This is a genomic window from Sediminimonas qiaohouensis DSM 21189, from assembly GCF_000423645.1.
Taxonomy (GTDB): domain Bacteria; phylum Pseudomonadota; class Alphaproteobacteria; order Rhodobacterales; family Rhodobacteraceae; genus Sediminimonas; species Sediminimonas qiaohouensis.
Genome location: NZ_AUIJ01000008.1, coordinates 110,266 through 127,836, shown reverse-complemented (window position 1 = coordinate 127,836; position 17,571 = coordinate 110,266). Strand labels below are relative to the sequence as shown.

14 protein-coding genes, 1 tRNA gene and 1 other RNA gene are annotated in these 17,571 nt (G+C 64.7%); 14 read left to right on the top strand and 2 right to left on the bottom strand.

Annotated elements, in window-relative coordinates; all coding sequences use genetic code 11:
• Positions 1-58: 58 nt before the first annotated feature.
• Positions 59-405, bottom strand: a transfer-messenger RNA (tmRNA) gene (ssrA, locus tag G568_RS19920).
• Between the two features lie 142 nt (positions 406-547).
• On the opposite strand from ssrA, the gene G568_RS0108990 reads away from it, so the two are divergent.
• From G568_RS0108990 to G568_RS20250, 13 genes are all read left to right on the top strand, one after another.
• Positions 548-1,657 carry a dimethylsulfoniopropionate demethylase gene (locus G568_RS0108990; protein ID WP_026757707.1) on the top strand — a complete coding sequence of 370 codons (1,110 nt, stop codon included), beginning with the start codon at positions 548-550 and terminating at the stop codon, positions 1,655-1,657.
• A 224-nt stretch (positions 1,658-1,881) separates the two neighbouring features.
• Positions 1,882-2,391: a DinB family protein gene (locus G568_RS0108985; protein ID WP_026757706.1), complete on the top strand. Its 510-nt coding sequence runs from the start codon at positions 1,882-1,884 to the stop codon at positions 2,389-2,391.
• Between the two features lie 109 nt (positions 2,392-2,500).
• Positions 2,501-3,490: an acryloyl-CoA reductase gene (gene acuI, locus G568_RS0108980; protein WP_026757705.1), complete on the top strand. Its 990-nt coding sequence runs from the start codon at positions 2,501-2,503 to the stop codon at positions 3,488-3,490.
• 279 nt (positions 3,491-3,769) lie between these two features.
• Complete coding sequence (locus G568_RS0108975) at positions 3,770-4,186, top strand: universal stress protein (protein ID WP_026757704.1); 417 nt, start codon at positions 3,770-3,772, stop codon at positions 4,184-4,186.
• A gap of 51 nt (positions 4,187-4,237) precedes the next feature.
• A complete protein-coding gene (locus G568_RS0108970; RefSeq protein ID WP_026757703.1) occupies positions 4,238-5,884 on the top strand; it encodes a BCCT family transporter in 1,647 nt (548 codons plus the stop codon).
• A 388-nt stretch (positions 5,885-6,272) separates the two neighbouring features.
• Positions 6,273-7,496, top strand: coding sequence for an aminotransferase class V-fold PLP-dependent enzyme (locus tag G568_RS0108960; RefSeq protein ID WP_026757701.1), 1,224 nt, complete (start codon positions 6,273-6,275; stop codon positions 7,494-7,496).
• A 65-nt stretch (positions 7,497-7,561) separates the two neighbouring features.
• Complete coding sequence (locus G568_RS0108955; protein WP_026757700.1) at positions 7,562-8,986, top strand: cryptochrome/photolyase family protein; 1,425 nt, start codon at positions 7,562-7,564, stop codon at positions 8,984-8,986.
• Positions 8,987-9,065: 79 nt separating this feature from the next.
• Positions 9,066-10,274, top strand: coding sequence for an SAM-dependent methyltransferase (locus G568_RS0108950; protein ID WP_026757699.1), 1,209 nt, complete (start codon positions 9,066-9,068; stop codon positions 10,272-10,274).
• Positions 10,274-10,714 carry a TrgA family protein gene (locus tag G568_RS0108945; protein ID WP_026757698.1) on the top strand — a complete coding sequence of 147 codons (441 nt, stop codon included), beginning with the start codon at positions 10,274-10,276 and terminating at the stop codon, positions 10,712-10,714. Before G568_RS0108950 ends, G568_RS0108945 begins: the two co-directional genes overlap by 1 nt.
• Positions 10,714-11,838 (top strand): NUDIX domain-containing protein, encoded by a 1,125-nt coding sequence (locus G568_RS0108940; RefSeq protein WP_037373915.1) that lies wholly within the window; start codon positions 10,714-10,716, stop codon positions 11,836-11,838. Before G568_RS0108945 ends, G568_RS0108940 begins: the two co-directional genes overlap by 1 nt.
• A 54-nt stretch (positions 11,839-11,892) precedes the next feature.
• Positions 11,893-12,927 carry a cysteine synthase A gene (locus G568_RS0108935; RefSeq protein ID WP_026757696.1) on the top strand — a complete coding sequence of 345 codons (1,035 nt, stop codon included), beginning with the start codon at positions 11,893-11,895 and terminating at the stop codon, positions 12,925-12,927.
• Positions 12,927-15,308: a DUF3772 domain-containing protein gene (locus G568_RS18605; RefSeq protein WP_051202887.1), complete on the top strand. Its 2,382-nt coding sequence runs from the start codon at positions 12,927-12,929 to the stop codon at positions 15,306-15,308. The genes G568_RS0108935 and G568_RS18605 overlap by 1 nt, the downstream gene beginning before the upstream one ends.
• 3 nt (positions 15,309-15,311) lie before the next feature.
• Entirely contained in the window at positions 15,312-16,037 is a 726-nt protein-coding gene (locus G568_RS20250; protein WP_026757695.1) for an alanyl-tRNA editing protein, read from the top strand.
• A 9-nt stretch (positions 16,038-16,046) separates the two neighbouring features.
• Here the strand turns inward: G568_RS20250 and G568_RS18600 are convergent, their stop codons facing one another.
• The gene (locus tag G568_RS18600; RefSeq protein WP_084627371.1) at positions 16,047-17,228 is read right to left on the bottom strand and encodes an AI-2E family transporter; all 1,182 of its coding nucleotides are present in this window, start codon (positions 17,226-17,228) and stop codon (positions 16,047-16,049) included.
• A 135-nt stretch (positions 17,229-17,363) separates the two neighbouring features.
• Between G568_RS18600 and G568_RS0108915 the strand changes: the two genes are divergently transcribed.
• A tRNA-Ser gene (locus tag G568_RS0108915) sits at positions 17,364-17,453 on the top strand.
• Positions 17,454-17,571: the final 118 nt, after the last annotated feature.

The following is a 17,571-nucleotide window of genomic DNA, read 5'->3' as shown; positions in this document are numbered from 1 at the left end:
CCCCGGCGTGTAACTTGTCGGTGACTCTGTGCGGAAAAAATGTGCGGGAAAACATGAAAGTGCAGGCTTCTGTTGCCAGGTGCCTGCGAACCCCGCCAGCCCTTGCTAGAGGACTGGGCTTAAGTTTCGGTGTGGTTACTGCTTACGCAGCAACGGCCACCGGAGCACGGTTGTCATTTGCAACTGTACGTTTCGGACCGATAACGGTGGTACCTCACCGGGACAAAGCTAACCCCTTTAGACGTTCGTCGATCCTGTTTCGGCCCCATGGTCCCCAAATGAGGGTTTATGGTGGAGCCGCCGGGTACCGCCCCCGGGTCCGATCCGCTTATTACGAGCGCGTTTATGTCCATAGTCCCGAAGGACACCCCATAGATAAGGGCGGAGGCGGCGGATGTGAAGGGGGGGCGCAATTGGGTAGCCGATGCGCGTCAAATCAGGCGCGAATTGGTCGCACATGGGCGGGCATGGCGCCGCTTGGCGTGGCAGGAAGAGGGGGCGGGCGATCGGGCCTGGCCGGGTGAGATTTGTCTGGAGTTGCCCCAAGATGTTGAGGAAAGCGATTTCACCGTCGCGGCGCCTGCGCCGCACCCCGTTTTCCCAAGGCGTCGAGCGCGCCGGCGTCAAGGCGTACACGGTCTATAATCACATGCTGCTGCCAACGGTTTTCCGCTCGGTCGAGGAGGATTATCGCCACCTCAAGGAGGCGGTGCAACTGTGGGATGTGGCCTGCGAGCGGCAGGTCGAGATCCGTGGCCCCGACGCGGGCCGCCTGATGCAGATGCTGACGCCCCGCGATTTGCGGCAGATGCGGCCGGGGCAGTGTTACTACGTGCCCATCGTGGACGAGACCGGCGGCATGCTGAACGATCCCGTGGCGGTCAAGCTGGCCGAGGATCGGTGGTGGATCTCGATCGCGGACAGCGACCTTTTGTATTGGGTCAAGGGGCTGGCGTATGGCTACCGCTTGGATGTGCTGGTGGACGAGCCCGACATCTCGCCCTTGGCGGTGCAGGGTCCAAAGGCCGAAGAGTTGATGGCGCGGGTGTTTGGCGACGCGGTGCGGGGCATCCGGTTCTTCCGGTTCGGCCATTTCGATTTCCGGGGCCGCGACATGGTGGTCGCGCGCTCGGGCTATTCCAAGCAGGGCGGATTCGAGATCTACGTCAACGGTAGCGACATGGGTATGCCGCTTTGGGATGCGCTGATGGAGGCGGGTGCCGATCTGGATGTGCACGCGGGCGGTCCGAACCTGATCGAGCGGATCGAGGGTGGTCTGCTGTCCTATGGCAACGACATGACCGATGACAACACGCCGCATGAATGCTGGCTGGGGCGATTTTGCAACACGCAAAGCGCGATTGGCTGCATCGGGCGCGATGCGCTGCTGAGGGTGGCCAAGGAGGGGCCGGTGCAGCAGATCCGCCCGATCTCCATCGACGGGTCGGCGGTGCCGGTTTGCGACGAGTACTGGCCGCTGATGTCGGACGGGCGGCACGCCGGGCGCATAAGCTCGGCGGCGTGGTCGCCGGATTTCGGCACCAATGTCGCGATCGGCATGGTGCGCATCACCCACTGGGACGCGGGCACGCGGTTGCAGGCGATCGCACCGGACGGCACCCGGCATGCGGTGGTGCACGAGGCGTTCTGGACCTAGCGAATGCCACCCGGCAAAAGGGCCCCGCAATGGACGACGACCAAGAAAGTTCAAAACTTTCTTGAACGGAATCTTTTGAAGATTCCGTTCGTCAAACACCTCTTCATGCCATCCCCCCTGCACGGGGAGCCGGTGTGGCGGACACTCGCCTTCCCTTGATTGAGATTGGCGCGGGGTGGCATTACACTGCCCCGCAAGACGCTGTTTCGATCGGGATGACGGGGATGATCACACCGGATTATTGTCAGACCATGGCGCGCTACAACGCGTGGCAGAACGCCCAGATGTACGAGGCGATGCAGGGGCTGGACCATGATGCGCTATGGCAGGAACGGGGGGCGTTCTTTGGCTCGGTGCTGGGAACCGCCAATCACCTGCTATGGGGCGACAGGATGTGGATGGCGCGGTTCAACGGCGGCTCGCCGCCCGACCAGAAGCTGCCGGAAAGCGCGACACTGACGCCGACGCTGGACGCGTGGTGGGCCGAGCGGCTGCGCATGGACAGGCGGATGGCGCTGTGGGCCGGCAATCTGCGCAGTATCGACCTGATCGGCGAGATGCGGTGGTATTCGGGCGCCAAGGGGGGCGAGGTTTCCGCGCCCGTGGGGCACCTCGTGGTGCACATGTTCAACCACCAGACCCATCACCGCGGGCAGATCCACGCGATGCTGACCGCGGCAGGGCAGGGCGCGCCGGTGAGCGATCTGTTCCTGATGCCCGCAGGCGAGGCGTGACAGCGTGACCCTTGCCGGGGGGCGAAAGCCGTGACACCAATTACCAAGGGCCGGCCCGCCCGCATGCCTCAGGGGGCCGCTTAACCATCAGACACAGGAGAGCCATCGCATGTTCAACGCGCTGATCGTGGAAAAGGATGACGACGGGAACACCCATGCCGGGGTAAAGCAGATCGGGCTGGATGATCTGCCCCATGCCGATGTGACCGTCGCGGTGGAATATTCGACGGTGAACTACAAGGACGGCCTGTGCCTTGGGCCCGGCGGCGGGTTGGTGCGGCACTATCCGCACGTGCCCGGCATCGATTTCGCCGGCACCGTCGAGCAAAGCGACGATGACCGCTACAAGCCGGGCGACAAGGTGGTGCTGACCGGCTGGCGTGTGGGTGAGGCGCATTGGGGCGGCTATTCGCAAAAGGCACGCGTCAAGGCCGATTGGCTGGTGCCGCTGCCCGAGGGCCTGGATACCCGGCAGGCGATGGCGGTGGGCACGGCGGGGTTCACCGCGATGCTGGCGGTGATGGCGCTGGAGGATCACGGGTTGCAGCCCGGGCATGGTCCGGTCCTGGTGACGGGGGCCGCGGGCGGCGTTGGCAGCGTGGCAACCGCGATCCTGGCACATCTGGGGCACGAGGTGGCCGCGGTGACAGGCCGCCCCGAGCAAGAGGCGTACCTGCGCGATCTGGGCGCGAGCCGGATCGTGCCGCGCGCCGATCTGGCCGAGACGGTCAAACGGCCGCTGGAATCCGAGGAATGGACCGGCTGTGTCGATGCGGTCGGCGGCGCGATGCTGGCCCGGGTTCTGGGCCAGATGAAATATGGCGCATCGGTCGCGGCGGTGGGCTTGGCGGGCGGTGCCTCGCTCCCGGCGACGGTGGTGCCGTTCCTGCTGCGGGGGGTGAACCTTCTGGGCATCGATTCGGTCATGCAGCCCTATGACAACCGCTTGCGCGCCTGGCAACGGATCGCGCGCGATCTGCCGATGGACAAACTAGAGGCAATGGTACAGCCGGCGACCTTGTCGGATCTGCCCGGCTTGGGCGAGGACATCCTCAAGGGACAGGTGCGCGGGCGTGTCGTGGTCGAAGTGAACGCCTGATCGTATGGCGCGGACCCGTTTCGCGGCATTCGGGTTCCGGTGCCTGTAGGCCGCGAGGGGCTTGCAGGCACCGGAATATACCGGATTAATGCCGTGAATGACCTCTGGCAGGTCGGAGTTGTTTGATTTCTTGCGCAGAACGCGATTAACCTGATGTGACAGGAGGACGCTGTGCGGAACCGCCGCAGAGCCCCCTTGGAAGGCCAGACGCGCGGGCACTGTCGCCCAAACGGCGACGGCAAGCATAATTCCCCCGCGCGCGAGTAAGGAGGGAATAAAGTGTTCACCAGAATCATGACGCCGGTCGATCTGGCGCATAAAGACGAGCTGGAGCGCGCCTTGCAGTGTAGCGCTGATCTAGCGCGTCACTACGACGTGCCGGTGGTCTATGTGGGCGTAACCACGGAGCAGCCGTCCTCGGTTGCGCACACCCCCAAGGAGTACGCGGGAAAGCTTGAGGAATTCGTTTCCGAGCAGACCGAAAAGCACGGCATCAAGGGGACTGCGCATGCCATGGATGCCCACGACCCCACCACCGACCTCGACGACACCCTGCTCAGGGCTATTGACGAAGTCGGCGCCGACCTGGTGGTGATGGCCAGCCATGTCCCCAACATATTGGATTATGTCTGGCCGTCCAATGGCGGGAAGATCGCCGAGCATTCCAAGGCGTCGGTCATGGTCGTGCGGGGCTGATCGCACCTGTGATGGGACGGAAAACGGAAAACGCGTACAGGGAATTTTTCAATGACGGATGAAAACGAAGATATGGGTGTCCCGGCGCCGGAGGGCGCGGCGGACATCATCGAGACCGATTACCAGATCGGTCAGGACAACATACGATCGAGCCTCGGGCCGTTCGGCTTTGACATTCACAACCCGGTGTTCATGATCTCGGGGCTGACTGTCATCGCGTTCGTGGCCTATGCACTGATCGCGCCGACGCAGGCGGCGGATTTCTTCGGCTGGCTTCGCCCGGCCCTGACCAGTACCTTCGACTGGTTCTTTCTGCTGTCGGCGAACATATTCGTGCTGTTTTGCCTGTTCCTGATCGTCAGCCCCTGGGGCTCGGTCCGGTTGGGCGGGAACGAGGCGACGCCGGATTACGGCTATCCCGGCTGGTTCGCGATGCTGTTCGCGGCCGGTATGGGCATCGGCCTGATGTTCTTTGGCGTGCTCGAGCCGGTCTACCACATGGCCATATCACAGCCGCTTGGCACGGCCTCGCCGATCGCCGAAGACGGTACGATCATCGCCGATAACGTGGCAGAGGCAAGCCGGATGGGCCTTGCGGCCACGTCCTATCACTGGGCGTTGCACCCTTGGGCGATCTACGCGGTGGTGGCGCTGTCGCTGGCGCTGTTCTCGTACAACAAGGGTCTGCCGCTTTCGATCCGCAGCGCGTTCTACCCGATCTTCGGCGAGCGCGTCTGGGGCTGGACCGGGCACATCATCGACACGCTGGCGGTGTTCGCGACGCTGTTCGGCCTGGCGACATCGCTGGGCATCGGGGCGCAACAGGCGAATGCGGGGCTTAACCATATCTACGGCATCCCCAACACCGTGACGGTGCAGGTGATCCTGATCATCGGGATTACCGCGATTGCGCTGGTCTCGGTGCTGCGCGGCCTGGATGGCGGCGTCAAGGTGCTGTCCGAGATCAACATGGTGATCGCGCTTGCGTTGCTGGTGTTCGTGCTGTTCACCGCCGGGGCCGTGGGCATCCTGACCGGGTTCTTCTCGGCGCTGGGGGCCTATGTCCAGGAGGTAGTGCCGCTGAGCAATCCGTTCGGGCGCGAGGATACCGGCTACATGCAGGGGTGGACGGCGTTCTACTGGGCCTGGTGGATCAGCTGGTCACCCTTCGTGGGCATGTTCATCGCGCGTGTCAGCCGTGGCCGCACGGTGCGCGAGTTCATCACCTGCGTTCTGATCATCCCGTCGCTGGTTTGCGTGTTCTGGATGGCCGTTTTCGGTGGCGCCGCGATCGAGCAGGTCATCGCGGATCCCGCCGGCAGCGCGGTCAAGGCAAACGTGATCGACAGCTACAGCCCCGAGCTTTCGCTGTTCGCGATGCTTGAGGCGCTGCCGCTGGCGGGGATCACCTCGACCATCGGTATCATTCTGGTGATCGTGTTCTTCGTGACCTCGTCGGACTCCGGCAGCCTCGTGATCGACACGATCACGGCGGGCGGCAAGGTGGACGCGCCGGTGCCGCAGCGTGTGTTCTGGTGCACGTTCGAGGGCCTGGTGGCGATCGCGCTGTTGATCGGCGGCGGCCTCAGTTCGCTGCAGGCGATGGTGATCTCGACGGGCTTGCCGTTCACGATCATCCTGCTGTGCATCTGCTGGGCGATTCTGGCCGGGCTGATGTCGGAAAAGCGCAACACCTGACCCGCGCAGCGGATTGGTGAAAAAGGCAGGGGCCCCGGCATGTCGCCGGGGCCTTTTGCATGTCAGGGTGCAGGTTGGCGCATATGGCTTTGAGCGTACGTCGGCCGATCGGTCGAGAAGCCGCGCATCGACGGGCCGCGGTGCGGCGATCCTCCGCTGGTTCGGGGCACTTTATTTCAGCCAAATCGCCGTGCCGGTGGGGGCGGCCCGGCGATGCGCGGCGGGCTTCGCCCTGTATTCCGCGCAGGACGACAGGCCATGCTTGCCGATCTGCACCCCAACGATGCGCGGTTCCTCAGCCCTTTTGCATTCCACGGCAATGGCTTGCTTGACGGGTGCGCCGATCCCCGAAACAGTGGCGCGCAAAGTTGATCCGAGGGGAAGTGAGATGACAACACTGGACACCGATTTCGTGCGGGCGCAGTTTCCCGCGTTTGCTGAGAGTAGCTTGCGGGGGCAGGCGTTTTTCGAGAACGCGGGCGGTTCTTTCACATGCCAGCCGGTGATCGACCGGTTGACCCGGTTCTACCGCAGCCGCAAGGTGCAGCCCTACGGCCCCTACGAGGCCAGCCGGCTTGCCGGCGAGGAGATGGACGAGGCGCGCGCGCGGCTGGCGGCGATGCTGGGTGTGAAGACCGACGAGTTGTCGTTCGGCCCGTCAACGACGCAGAACGCCTATGTTCTGGCCCAGGCGTTCCGCCAGTGGATGTCGCCAGGCGAGGCGATCGTGGTTACCAACCAGGACCACGAGGCCAATACCGGCCCGTGGCGGCGCCTGGCCGATGAGGGGATCGAGATCCGCGAATGGGCGATCGATCCCGAGACCGGGCACCTGAACCCCGAGGACCTGGCCGAGCTGCTGGATGAAAACGTGCGGCTGGTTTGCTTCCCGCATTGCTCGAACGTGGTGGGCGAGGTGAACCCGGTGGTCGAGATCACCGCCACCGCCCACGCGGCGGGCGCGTTCGTTTGCGTCGACGGGGTGTCGTATGCCCCGCATGGCCTGCCCAACGTGGGGGAAATGGGGGCGGATATCTACCTGTTCTCGGCCTACAAGACCTACGGGCCGCACCAGGGCCTGATGGTGATGCGCAAGACCCTGGGCGAGATGCTGCCCAACCAGGCGCATTTCTTCAACGCCGATACCCTTTACAAGCGGTTCACGCCGGCCGGACCGGACCATGCGCAGGTGGCCGCCAGCGCCGGGATGGCGGATTATTTCGACGCGTTGGCGGATCACCACGGGATCACCGGCGATGCGGCGGCGCGGGCCGGCGGGGTCCATACGATGATGCGCGCCCACGAGACCGAACTGCTGCAGCCGCTGCTGGACTGGCTGGCGGCGCGCAACACGGTGCGCCTCTTGGGCCCGCGCAGCGCGCAGGGGCGGGCGCCGACGGTGGCGGTGGATGTCGGGCGTCCGGCGCTTGAGGTCGCCAGGGAACTGGCCCCGCATGGCATCATGGCGGGGGGCGGCGATTTCTACGCACGCCGCGCGCTGCAGGCGATGGGCGTCGACCCGGAGCGTGGCGCTTTGCGCCTGAGCTTTGTGCATTATACCAGCAAGGCCGAGATCGACAGGCTGTTGGGGGCATTGGAGAAAACCCTCTAGGGCCGAGTGATCCGGCATCCGCGCCGCTGCGTATCCTTTCCACGTCATGACAAGTTGAGGATAGCGTGCCAGACAACAGCCCGACGATTTTGTGGTATCGCCGCGACCTGCGGCTGTCGGATCATCCGGCCCTGAGCGCCGCCATCGCGCGCGGCGGGCCGGTGATCGCGGTGTATGTCCATGATGATGCGACCTCGGGCCTGGGCGCGGCGCCCGTGTGGCGGCTCAACCGGGGGCTTGCGGCGCTGGATGCGGCCCTGCGCGAGTTGGGCAGCCGTCTGATCCTGCGGCGCGGTGCGGCGCTGGACGTTCTGCGCGAGGTGATCCGCGAAACCGGGGCGGGCGCGGTCTACTGGACGCGGCTCTATGACCCCGAGGCGCGCACGCGCGACAGCGCAGTCAAGTCGGCCCTGCGCGCGGAGGGGATCGAGGCGCGCTTATACGAGGGACACCTGATGTTCGAGCCGTGGAGCGTCGAGACCAAGGCGGGCGGGTTTTACAAGGTGTTCACGCCGATGTGGAAGGCGGTGCGCACCCGCGACGTGGATAGCCCCCTTGCCGCGCCGGGGCGGGTGCCCGCGCCGGATACCTGGCCGCGCAGCGATCGGTTGGATGACTGGGCGCTGGGGGCCGCGATGGATCGCGGCGCGGCGGTGCTGGAGGCCTATGCGCGCCCAGCGGGCGAACGCGCGGCGCAGGCGCGGCTGCATCATTTCATGGCCGAGATCGTGGGCCGCTACGGCGAGATGCGCGATATGCTGGCGCAGGACGGCACCTCGGGCCTGTCGGAGTACCTGAGCCTTGGCGAGATCAGCCCGCGGCAGTGCTGGCACGCCGGCCAACATGCGCGCCAGCAAGGCAAACCCGGCGCCGAGGCGTTCCTGCGCGAGCTGGTCTGGCGCGAGTTCGCCTATCACCTGATGTACCACACGCCGGAGATCCTGAACCGCAACTGGCATCGCGGGTGGGACGCGTTTCCATGGACCTGCAATGCCGCCCACCCCCATGTGCGGGCGTGGCAGCAGGGGCGAACGGGCGTGCCGATGGTCGATGCCGCGATGCGCGAGATGTACGTGACCGGGCGCATGCACAACCGGGGTCGGATGATCGTCGCCTCCTACCTGACCAAGCACCTGATGACGCATTGGCGCATCGGCCAGGAATGGTTCGACGATTGCCTCGTCGATTGGGACCCCGCGTCGAACGCGATGGGGTGGCAATGGGCGGCGGGGTCGGGTCCCGATGCCGCGCCCTATTTCCGGGTGTTCAACCCGGCTACGCAGTTGGACCGCTTCGACCCCGATCGCCGCTATGTCCGCCGCTGGGTGGCCGAGGGGCAGGCGGACCCGCCTGAAACCGCGCTGGCCTATTTCGACGCGGTCCCGCGCCGCTGGGCCCTGTCGCCCGGCGATGCCTATCCCGATCCCGTCGTCACCCCCGCCGAGGGGCGCCGCCGCGCGCTGGCCGCTTACGAGCACTGCGCCTTTTGATGCGTCGCGAACAACATAGAATTGCCAGGGCACGGTGTTTTGGCCTAGCCTGCCCTTAGCCGCTGAAGGGAGTATGCGGATGATCCTGACCACGACACGGCAGCAAAAGGGGCTGCCACGCTATTTTTCCGCCGTGTTTGACATGGCCAGCGGTATGGAAAACGGGCGGCTGGACATCGTGCTGCCCGATGGCCGCACCTTCAGGGCCGAGGGGCGCAATCCCGGCCCGGTGGCCGAGTTGCACGTGCATAACCCAGATATCTTTGCCCGGCTGGTGCGCGAGGGGGACCTGGGATTTTGCGAAGGGTACGTGGACGGGTGGTGGTCCACGCCGGACCTGCAGGCGTTCATGGACCTGGTTCATGCCGACAACGACGACATCTATGACGGGTTCCCCGGCCAGGGGCTGGTGCGGGCGTTCGAGCGGATGCGCCATTGGTTGCGCTCCAATAACAAGCGGCAGGCGCGGCGCAATATCAGCTATCACTACGATCTGGGCAACGAGTTCTACAAGTTGTGGCTGGACGACACGATGACCTATTCCAGCGCCCTGTTCGAGACGGGGCAGGAAAGTCTCGATCGCGCGCAAGAGGCGAAATATGCATCGATGGTCGATCAGATGGGCGCACAGGCGGGCGATCATGTGCTGGAAATCGGCTGCGGCTGGGGTGGTTTCGCGGAATACGCCGCGCGCGAGCGGGGGCTGAAGGTGACCGGCCTGACTATCAGCCGCGAGCAATACGATTACGCGGTGTCGCGCATCGCCAAGGCGGGGCTGTCGGGGCAGGTGACGTTCAAGCTACAGGACTACCGCGACGAGCGCGGCAGCTATGACGGGATCGCCAGCATCGAGATGTTCGAGGCGGTGGGCGAGAAATACTGGCCAACCTATTTCGACACGCTGCGCGAGCGGCTGCGCCCCGGCGCGCGCGCCACGCTCCAGATCATTACAGTGCAGGAAAAGCGGTGGGAGACTTACCGCAAAGGTGTTGATTTCATACAAAAATACATCTTTCCCGGCGGTATGCTTCCGGCGCGTTCGGCGCTGTTGCAGCAGGTTGAGAACGCGGGACTACGCTTTGCCCATTCGGTGGAATTCGGCGAAAGCTACAGCCAGACGCTCAGGCGCTGGCACGCCACGTTCAACGATCAATGGGAGCGGATCGCCGACATGGGCTTTGACGAGCGGTTCCGCCGAATGTGGAATTTCTACCTGACCTCTTGCGCGGCGACGTTTCATAGCGGTAACTGCGATGTAACCCAGATTACCATCGCAAGGCCCGATTGATGCCAACTGCCGCCCGCCTCGTTGCTGCCCTGTTGCTGGCCCTGCTGGCCGTGGCGGTATCGGAGATGATCAAGCCGCTGCTGCCGGAGGGCACGAATTTCGGGTATTTCACTTGGGTCAACGCGGGTCTGGGCGTGCTGTGCGGCTGGGTCACGATTGGCCGACGCTTGGGGCGTGGCATCGGCGTTGCGGTGGGCACCGGGCTGACGGGTATGGGGGCGATGGTGTTCTGGGCGATCATTCTGCAGGCCGGGTACGACATGGTGCGCGTGGCGCTGCGCAGCCGCTATCGAGGGCCGGTGGAGGGGCTTGAGGACATGGTGCGCATCGCCGTCGAGCATGTGCAGCTTGTGCTGACGCCGCATATCGCGGCGACGTTGCTGGCGGGCGGCGTCGTTGCGGGGGTTGCCGCGGAGCTGGCGCATCGGCGCTGGCGGTGATGATGGTTTTCGTGTTCGGAACGCTGCGGCACGTGCCGCTTCTTGAAACCCTGCTGGGCCGGGCGGTGGATGCGGCCGACATTGAGGCGGCGCACCTGCCTGAATTCGAAACCGTTTGGGCAAGGGGCCAGGCGTTTCCACTGCTGCGCGCGGCGCCGGGGCAGCGGGCCGAGGGGCTGTTGCTATCGGGATTGGGGGCGCAGGATGTCGCGCGGCTGTCCTATTACGAGGAGGGGTTTGGCTATACCCTCTCGCCGGTCACGGTGACCCGGGGCGGCGCGCCGTGCGAGGCACGCGCATGGTTCCCGCCCGAGGGGCAGTGGCAGCCCGGCGATGCGTTCGACCTTGAGGCATGGGCGGCGCGTTGGGCCGCGATCAACACCCGCGCCGCGGCCGAGGTCATGGGCTATTACGGGCATCGCAGCGCCGCGCAGGTGGCGCATATGTACCCGATGATACAGGGCCGCGCCGCCAGCTTCATCGCCGCGCAAGCCAACAGCGCGCCCGCCTCGTTCAGCGGCATGCGCCGCGCCGATGTGAAGCTCAAGGCGCTGGAGCGGCCCTATGCGGATTTCTTCGCGGTCGAGGAATATCACCTGTCGTTCAAGCAATTCGACGGCGGCCACAGCCCGGTGGTCAAGCGGGCGATCTTTGCACCGACCGACGCGTCGCTGGTGCTGCCCTACGATCCGGTGCGCGACCAGGTGCTGCTGCTGGAGCAGTTTCGCGTGGGGCCCTATGCCCACGGCGATTGCGCGCCCTGGACGCTTGAGCCGGTCGCGGGCCGTGTCGATGCGGGCGAAACCCCCGAGGCGGCCGCCCGCCGCGAGGCGCAGGAGGAGGCGGGCCTGAACCTCGATAAGCTCGAGGTGGTCTGCCGGGGCTATCCGACGCCGGGCACCTCGTCGGAGTTCTATCACATTTTCGTTGCGCTGGCCGATCTGGGCGGCGCCGCGGCGGGCCTTGGCGGGCTGGACAGCGAGACCGAGGATATCCGCACCCATGTCCTGCCTGCGCAGCGGTTCATCGACATGGCCGATGGTCGGGAATTGAAGGTGGCGCCGCTGGTCCTGTGCGCGCATTGGCTGGCGCGGCATCGCGACCGCTTGCGCGCAGCGTCTTGAGTTCGCCCGGCACGACGCCTAAACCTGAATAAGAACATCATTGGGGGACGCGACATGCGCATCGCTGGCAATCTGGCCGAGGCCATAGGACACACACCGCTTATCCGGCTCAACAAGGCGAGCGTGGCGACGGGCTGCGAGATTCTGGGCAAGGCCGAGTTCCTCAATCCCGGCCAATCGGTCAAGGACCGTGCGGCGCTGTATATCATCCGCGACGCGATTGAGCGGGGCGTGCTGCGGCAAGGCGGCACCATCGTCGAGGGAACCGCCGGCAATACCGGGATCGGCCTGGCGCTGGTTGGCTCTTCGATGGGGTTTCGCACGGTGATCGTGATTCCCGAAACCCAGAGCCAGGAAAAGAAGGACATGATCCGGCTGGCTGGGGCTGAGTTGGTCGAGGTGCCCGCCGCGCCCTACAAAAACCCCAACAACTACGTCCGGTATTCCGGGCGCCTGGCCGAGAAACTGGCCGAGTCCGAGCCGAAGGGCGTGATCTGGGCCAACCAGTTTGACAACGTGGCCAACCGGCAGGCCCATGTGGAAACCACCGGCCCCGAGATATGGCAGCAGACGGATGGACATGTCGACGGGTTCATCTGCGCCGTCGGGTCGGGTGGCACGCTGGCCGGTGTGGCGCAGGCGTTGCAGCCCAAGGGCGTCAAGATCGGCCTGGCCGACCCGATGGGGGCCGCGCTTTATAGCTATTACACCACGGGCGAATTCAAGTCCGAGGGCAGCTCGATCACCGAAGGCATCGGGCAGGGGCGGGTGACCGCCAACCTCGAGGGGTTCACGCCCGATTTCGCCTACCAGGTCCCCGACGAAGAGGCCCTGCCGGTGGTCTTTGACCTGCTGACCGAAGAGGGGCTTTGCATGGGCGGATCGACCGGGATCAACGTCGCGGGCGCGATCCGCATGGCGCGGGACATGGGGCCGGGGCATACCATCGTGACGGTGCTATGCGATTACGGCACGCGCTATCAGTCCAAGCTGTTCAACCCGGCGTTCCTGCGCGAAAAGGAACTGCCCGTTCCCGATTGGCTGGACCGGGACGCACCGGCACTGCCGACCGTGTTCGAGGACGCCTGATGAGCCCCGCCGCGGCCTTCCGGGCGGTGCGGCACGCGCTGGCGCTGGTCGGGCTGTTGCTGGCGTTGGTGGCCGGTCCTGCGCTTGCGCAACAACCGCTGCAGCCACCGCCCGAAGCCAACAGCGCGGCCGACCAGCAGCGCCCCGATTACGAGGAATGGTCGCGAACGGCCAACCGCGCCGAAGAGGCGATACAGGCGGGCCGTGCCTCGAACGTGGCGTTCGAGGCGCTGCGCGCACAGATCGCCGATTGGCGGCAGGTGTTCTTGGATGCGCAGAACGCCAACAAGGCGCGCATTGATACGATCAAGCAGCAGATCGATGCACTTGGCCCCGCGCCGGGGGAGGGCGAAAGCGAACCCGCCGAGATCGCCGAGCGCCGCAAGGAGCTGAACGCGCAGCTTGAGAAACTGCGCGCGCCGGTTGTCGCCGCCGAAGAAGCCTATGCGCGGGCCAATGGCCTGGTGTCCGAGATCGACAGGATCATTCGCGACCGCCAGTCGCGCGAATTGCTGTCGCGCGGGCCATCGCCGCTCAACCCCGTGCATTGGCCCGGCGCCCTGACCCAGGTGTCGGGCGCGTCGGGCGCGGTGATCCGCGAAGTGGCCAATGGATGGGGCAACACCGTGCAGCGCGACGCGGTCAAATCCGAGCTACCCAAGACGCTGGTGCTGGCGCTGGTGGGGATCGTGCTGCTGCTGCGGGGGCGGGCCTGGGCCAAGCGCATCGGCGAGCGGGCGCATCGCCAGCTGCACCGTGGGCGTGGCGTGTGGGAATTCCTGATCTCTCTGGGGCAGGTGGTGTTGCCGCTGCTGGGGATCGTGGTTCTGGAAGAGGCGCTGTTCTCATCAGGCCTGATCGGGTTGCGGAGCACTGTCATCGTTGACGGGCTGTCACGCTGGGGTGCGACGCTGTTGATCGGGTGGTGGCTGGCCGGGCGGCTGTTTCCCGAAGGGGACAAGCAGGCCGCGGTCAATATCGGCGAGGGATACCGGGCGGGGATCCGCTTCAACATCGAGGCGCTGTCGGTTCTGCTGGTGGTGCAGGACGTGATCGAACGCGTGGGGGAGGCCGTCGATTTCACCCCCGAAACCGACGCTGTTGCGGGGTTTCCTGTCATTGTTGTGTCCGCGCTGCTGCTATACCGGCTGACGCATGGCCTGCGGCTGGGGATCAGCGAGGTGTTCGGCGAGGATACCGAGGCCTCGGAAACCGCTATCGAGCAAAATTACCGCCTGCGCATCATTTCGGTGCTGTCGCGGCTGGGGATCCTGGTGGCCTATGCGGCGCCGCTGATGGCGGCGACCGGGTATGGCGCGGCGGCCACTGCCCTGATTTATCCTTCGATCCTGACCCTGGCCCTGTTTGGTGCGGTGCTGATCCTGCAACAGCTGGTGACTGACCTTTATTCGCTGGTGATGAAAACCGACGATGGCGCGGGCGAGGCCCTGCTGCCGGTGATCGTGGGGTTCATCCTGACGCTGGCGGCGCTGCCTGTTGTTGCGCTTGTCTGGGGCGCGCGGCTGACTTCGCTGTTGGAGATATGGACGCAATTCCGCGAAGGGTTCGTGATTGGCGATACGCGCATTTCGCCTACTGATTTCCTGACATTCGCCCTGGTGTTTGCCATGGGCTACGTGTTGACGCGGATGATGCAGGGGGCGTTGCGGGGCTCTGTCCTGCCGAAGACCAAGATAGACCAGGGCGGGCAGAACGCCATCGTCGCCGGCATGGGCTATGTTGGCATATTCCTGGCCGCCGTGATCGCGATCACGGCCGCGGGGATCGATCTGTCGTCGCTGGCGATCGTGGCCGGGGCGCTGTCGGTTGGTATCGGTTTCGGCCTTCAGAATATCGTGTCGAACTTCGTCTCGGGGATCATCCTGCTGATCGAACGGCCGATTTCCGAAGGCGACTGGATCGAGGTGGGAGGGCAGCACGGCTATGTCAAATCGATCTCGGTCCGCTCGACCCGGATCGAGACGTTCGATCGCACCGATGTCATCGTGCCGAACGCGGACCTGATCAGCGGAACGGTCACCAACTACACCCGTGGCAATACGGTCGGCCGGGTAATCGTGCCCGTGGGCGTGGCCTATGGCAGCGATACGCACAAGGTCGAGGAGATCTTGCTTGAGATCGGCAAGGCGCACCCGATGGTCGCGCTGAACCCGCCGCCATACGTCCTGTTCCGGGGCTTTGGGGCGGATGCGCTGAATTTCGAGATCCGGGCGATCTTGCGCGATGTGAACTGGGTGATGAACGTGCACTCAGAAATGAACCACCAGATCGCGGCCCGGTTCGCCGAGGAAGGCATCGAAATCCCCTTTGCACAGCGCGACGTTTGGCTGCGCAATCCCGAGGTCCTCAAAGGAGACTGAGACATGACAACGACACCTCTGTACCGACAGGATACCTACATGAAACAGACACCGGCCAGCGTGGTTGCGCACACGCCCGAAGGTGGCCTGATCCTGGATCAGAGCGTGTTCTACCCCACCGGCGGCGGACAGCCGGGCGACAGCGGAACGGTGGAATGGGACGGCGGTTCGATCGCCATAGCAACGGCCATCAAGGGCGAGACGCCCGAGCAGGTCGTCCTTGTCCCGTCCGAGCCCGGCGCGCTGCCCGCTGTCGGGGCCGAGGTGACGCAGACCCTTGATTGGGACCGGCGGTATCGGCACATGCGGGTGCACACGGCGCTGCATCTTTTGTCGGTTGTGATCCCGCTGCCGGTGACTGGCGGCTCCATCGGGGCGGAGAAAGGGCGGCTGGATTTCAACATGCCCGAGGCCCCCGGCGACAAGGCCGAGATCGAGGCTCGCCTGAACGAGATCATCGACCGCGACCTGCCGGTGAGCGAGGACTGGATCACCGACGCCGAGCTTGAGGCGCGGCCCGAGATGGTCAAGACGATGTCGGTCAAACCCCCCATGGGCGCAGGTCGCGTGCGCCTGATCCGTATTGGCGAAGGCGAGACCCAGGTCGATCTGCAACCCTGCGGCGGCACCCACGTGGCCCGCACATCCGAAATTGGGCGGGTGCGGATCGGTAAGATCGAAAAGAAAGGCCGCCAGAACCGGCGCGTGAACCTGCACCTGGACGACTGAACGGGCGGCCTAGCCCTTGTGGGGGGGCGGCTGATGCAGGACGCCCTTCTTGTGCAACTCGCTATCGGGCTCGGGCAGCCCCTCGCGCGACAAAAGGATCGCCACCGGGCGCAGCGCGGGCACGTGGCTGCACACGATCATCATCGCCACCATGATTGGCACCGACAGGAACATGCCGGGAATACCCCATACCGCCGCCCAGAACGCCAGGCTGATGATGATCCCGAACGATGACAGCCTGAGCGCCCGCCCCATCAGCATCGGATCGATCAGGTTGCCGTTGACGAACTGGATCGCGCCCACCGTCAGGAACACGATCAGGGTTACGCCGGGCTCGCCCAGTTGCACATAGGCCACCAGCGCCACCAGCACCGTCGCCACGATCGAGCCGACATTGGGGATGAAATTGAGCACGAAGGTCAGGATGCCCAATGCGCCGGCAAGGTCCAGTTCAAGGAACCGTGCAACTCCGTAGACCATGAGGCCGGTCACCGCACTGACGAGGGTTTTGACCAGGAGGTAGTAGTTCACCCGGTGAATGATCGAGCCGACGATCTGCGAGACCTTCTCGGCCTGCTCGGTGTTGCCAAAAAAGTTTTCCAGCTTGGTGGAAAACCAGATGCGTTCGGCGAACAGGAAGCTGACGAACAGGATCACCAGCACCGTGCCCTGCATCAGGTTGCCGGCCTGCGCCGCCAGCGCGCGCAGGTATCCCGACACATCCAGGGTGCTGACCGCGCTGAAAACGGCGCGCTCGGCGTCCTCGTTGACCCAGGCGAACAGCGACGCGATCGCCGCCGGCGCCTCTTCGGAATAAGCCAGTGTCGTGGTCAGAACGGTGTTGATCTGTGCCAGGATAATCGACGTCAGCGTCAGAAGTGCCGCGGAAATAAGCAAAAGCGCAACGATGCTGGCGATCCAGTTGGGCACCCGCACCGGCCCGATTCGCAGCCGCGCGATCGAGTTGATCGCATCGCTGGTCAGCGAAAACAGCACGATCGCCGTAGCCAGCGAAATCAGCAGGAAACGTGCCTGTACCAGCAAGAACAGCACCACGGCAAAGGCGATGACCGCCAAAGCCCCGGTTTGCAGGCGATAAGGGTCCGAGCGACGACTGTCCGCCAGCCGCGGCGGCGCGTCCCGGGACGCCGGGGCGATCTGTTCCGGGGAAGAACTGTCGTCGGTGTTCATCACTGATCCATGGTCCTGACTGCAACGCCTTGCGAAGCCTGATTATGTTGGATTGTGCCGCCGGATACAATTCCCCGCCACGGCGGTTTCAGGGTCTTGCATTCGGGTTGTGTGTAACGCTACAACGCGCCCGACGGAGAGGTGGCCGAGTGGTCGAAGGCGCACGCCTGGAAAGTGTGTAGGCGGGAAACCGTCTCGAGGGTTCGAATCCCTCTCTCTCCGCCAAAAAACTTCCCCTGCTTGAGTATTAAATTCAATAATTTCAGGCGCTTAGGCGACTGCTCTCTAAACAGGCAGTTGACAATTGACCACTTATTTGTCCACATTTTTGCTACATCGTCCG

Bases quoted from the DNA above. Each gene is read 5' to 3' on its own strand.
- G568_RS0108990 (WP_026757707.1), top strand. From the start codon at position 548: ATGTTGAGGAAAGCGATTTCACCGTCGCGGCGCCTGCGCCGCACCCCG.
- G568_RS0108985 (WP_026757706.1), top strand. From the start codon at position 1,882: ATGATCACACCGGATTATTGTCAGACCATGGCGCGCTACAACGCGTGG.
- acuI (WP_026757705.1), top strand. From the start codon at position 2,501: ATGTTCAACGCGCTGATCGTGGAAAAGGATGACGACGGGAACACCCAT.
- G568_RS0108970 (WP_026757703.1), top strand. From the start codon at position 4,238: ATGACGGATGAAAACGAAGATATGGGTGTCCCGGCGCCGGAGGGCGCG.
- G568_RS0108960 (WP_026757701.1), top strand. From the start codon at position 6,273: ATGACAACACTGGACACCGATTTCGTGCGGGCGCAGTTTCCCGCGTTT.
- G568_RS0108950 (WP_026757699.1), top strand. From the start codon at position 9,066: ATGATCCTGACCACGACACGGCAGCAAAAGGGGCTGCCACGCTATTTT.
- G568_RS0108945 (WP_026757698.1), top strand. From the start codon at position 10,274: ATGCCAACTGCCGCCCGCCTCGTTGCTGCCCTGTTGCTGGCCCTGCTG.
- G568_RS0108940 (WP_037373915.1), top strand. From the start codon at position 10,714: ATGATGGTTTTCGTGTTCGGAACGCTGCGGCACGTGCCGCTTCTTGAA.
- G568_RS0108935 (WP_026757696.1), top strand. From the start codon at position 11,893: ATGCGCATCGCTGGCAATCTGGCCGAGGCCATAGGACACACACCGCTT.
- G568_RS18605 (WP_051202887.1), top strand. From the start codon at position 12,927: ATGAGCCCCGCCGCGGCCTTCCGGGCGGTGCGGCACGCGCTGGCGCTG.
- G568_RS20250 (WP_026757695.1), top strand. From the start codon at position 15,312: ATGACAACGACACCTCTGTACCGACAGGATACCTACATGAAACAGACA.
- G568_RS18600 (WP_084627371.1), bottom strand. From the start codon at position 17,228: ATGAACACCGACGACAGTTCTTCCCCGGAACAGATCGCCCCGGCGTCC.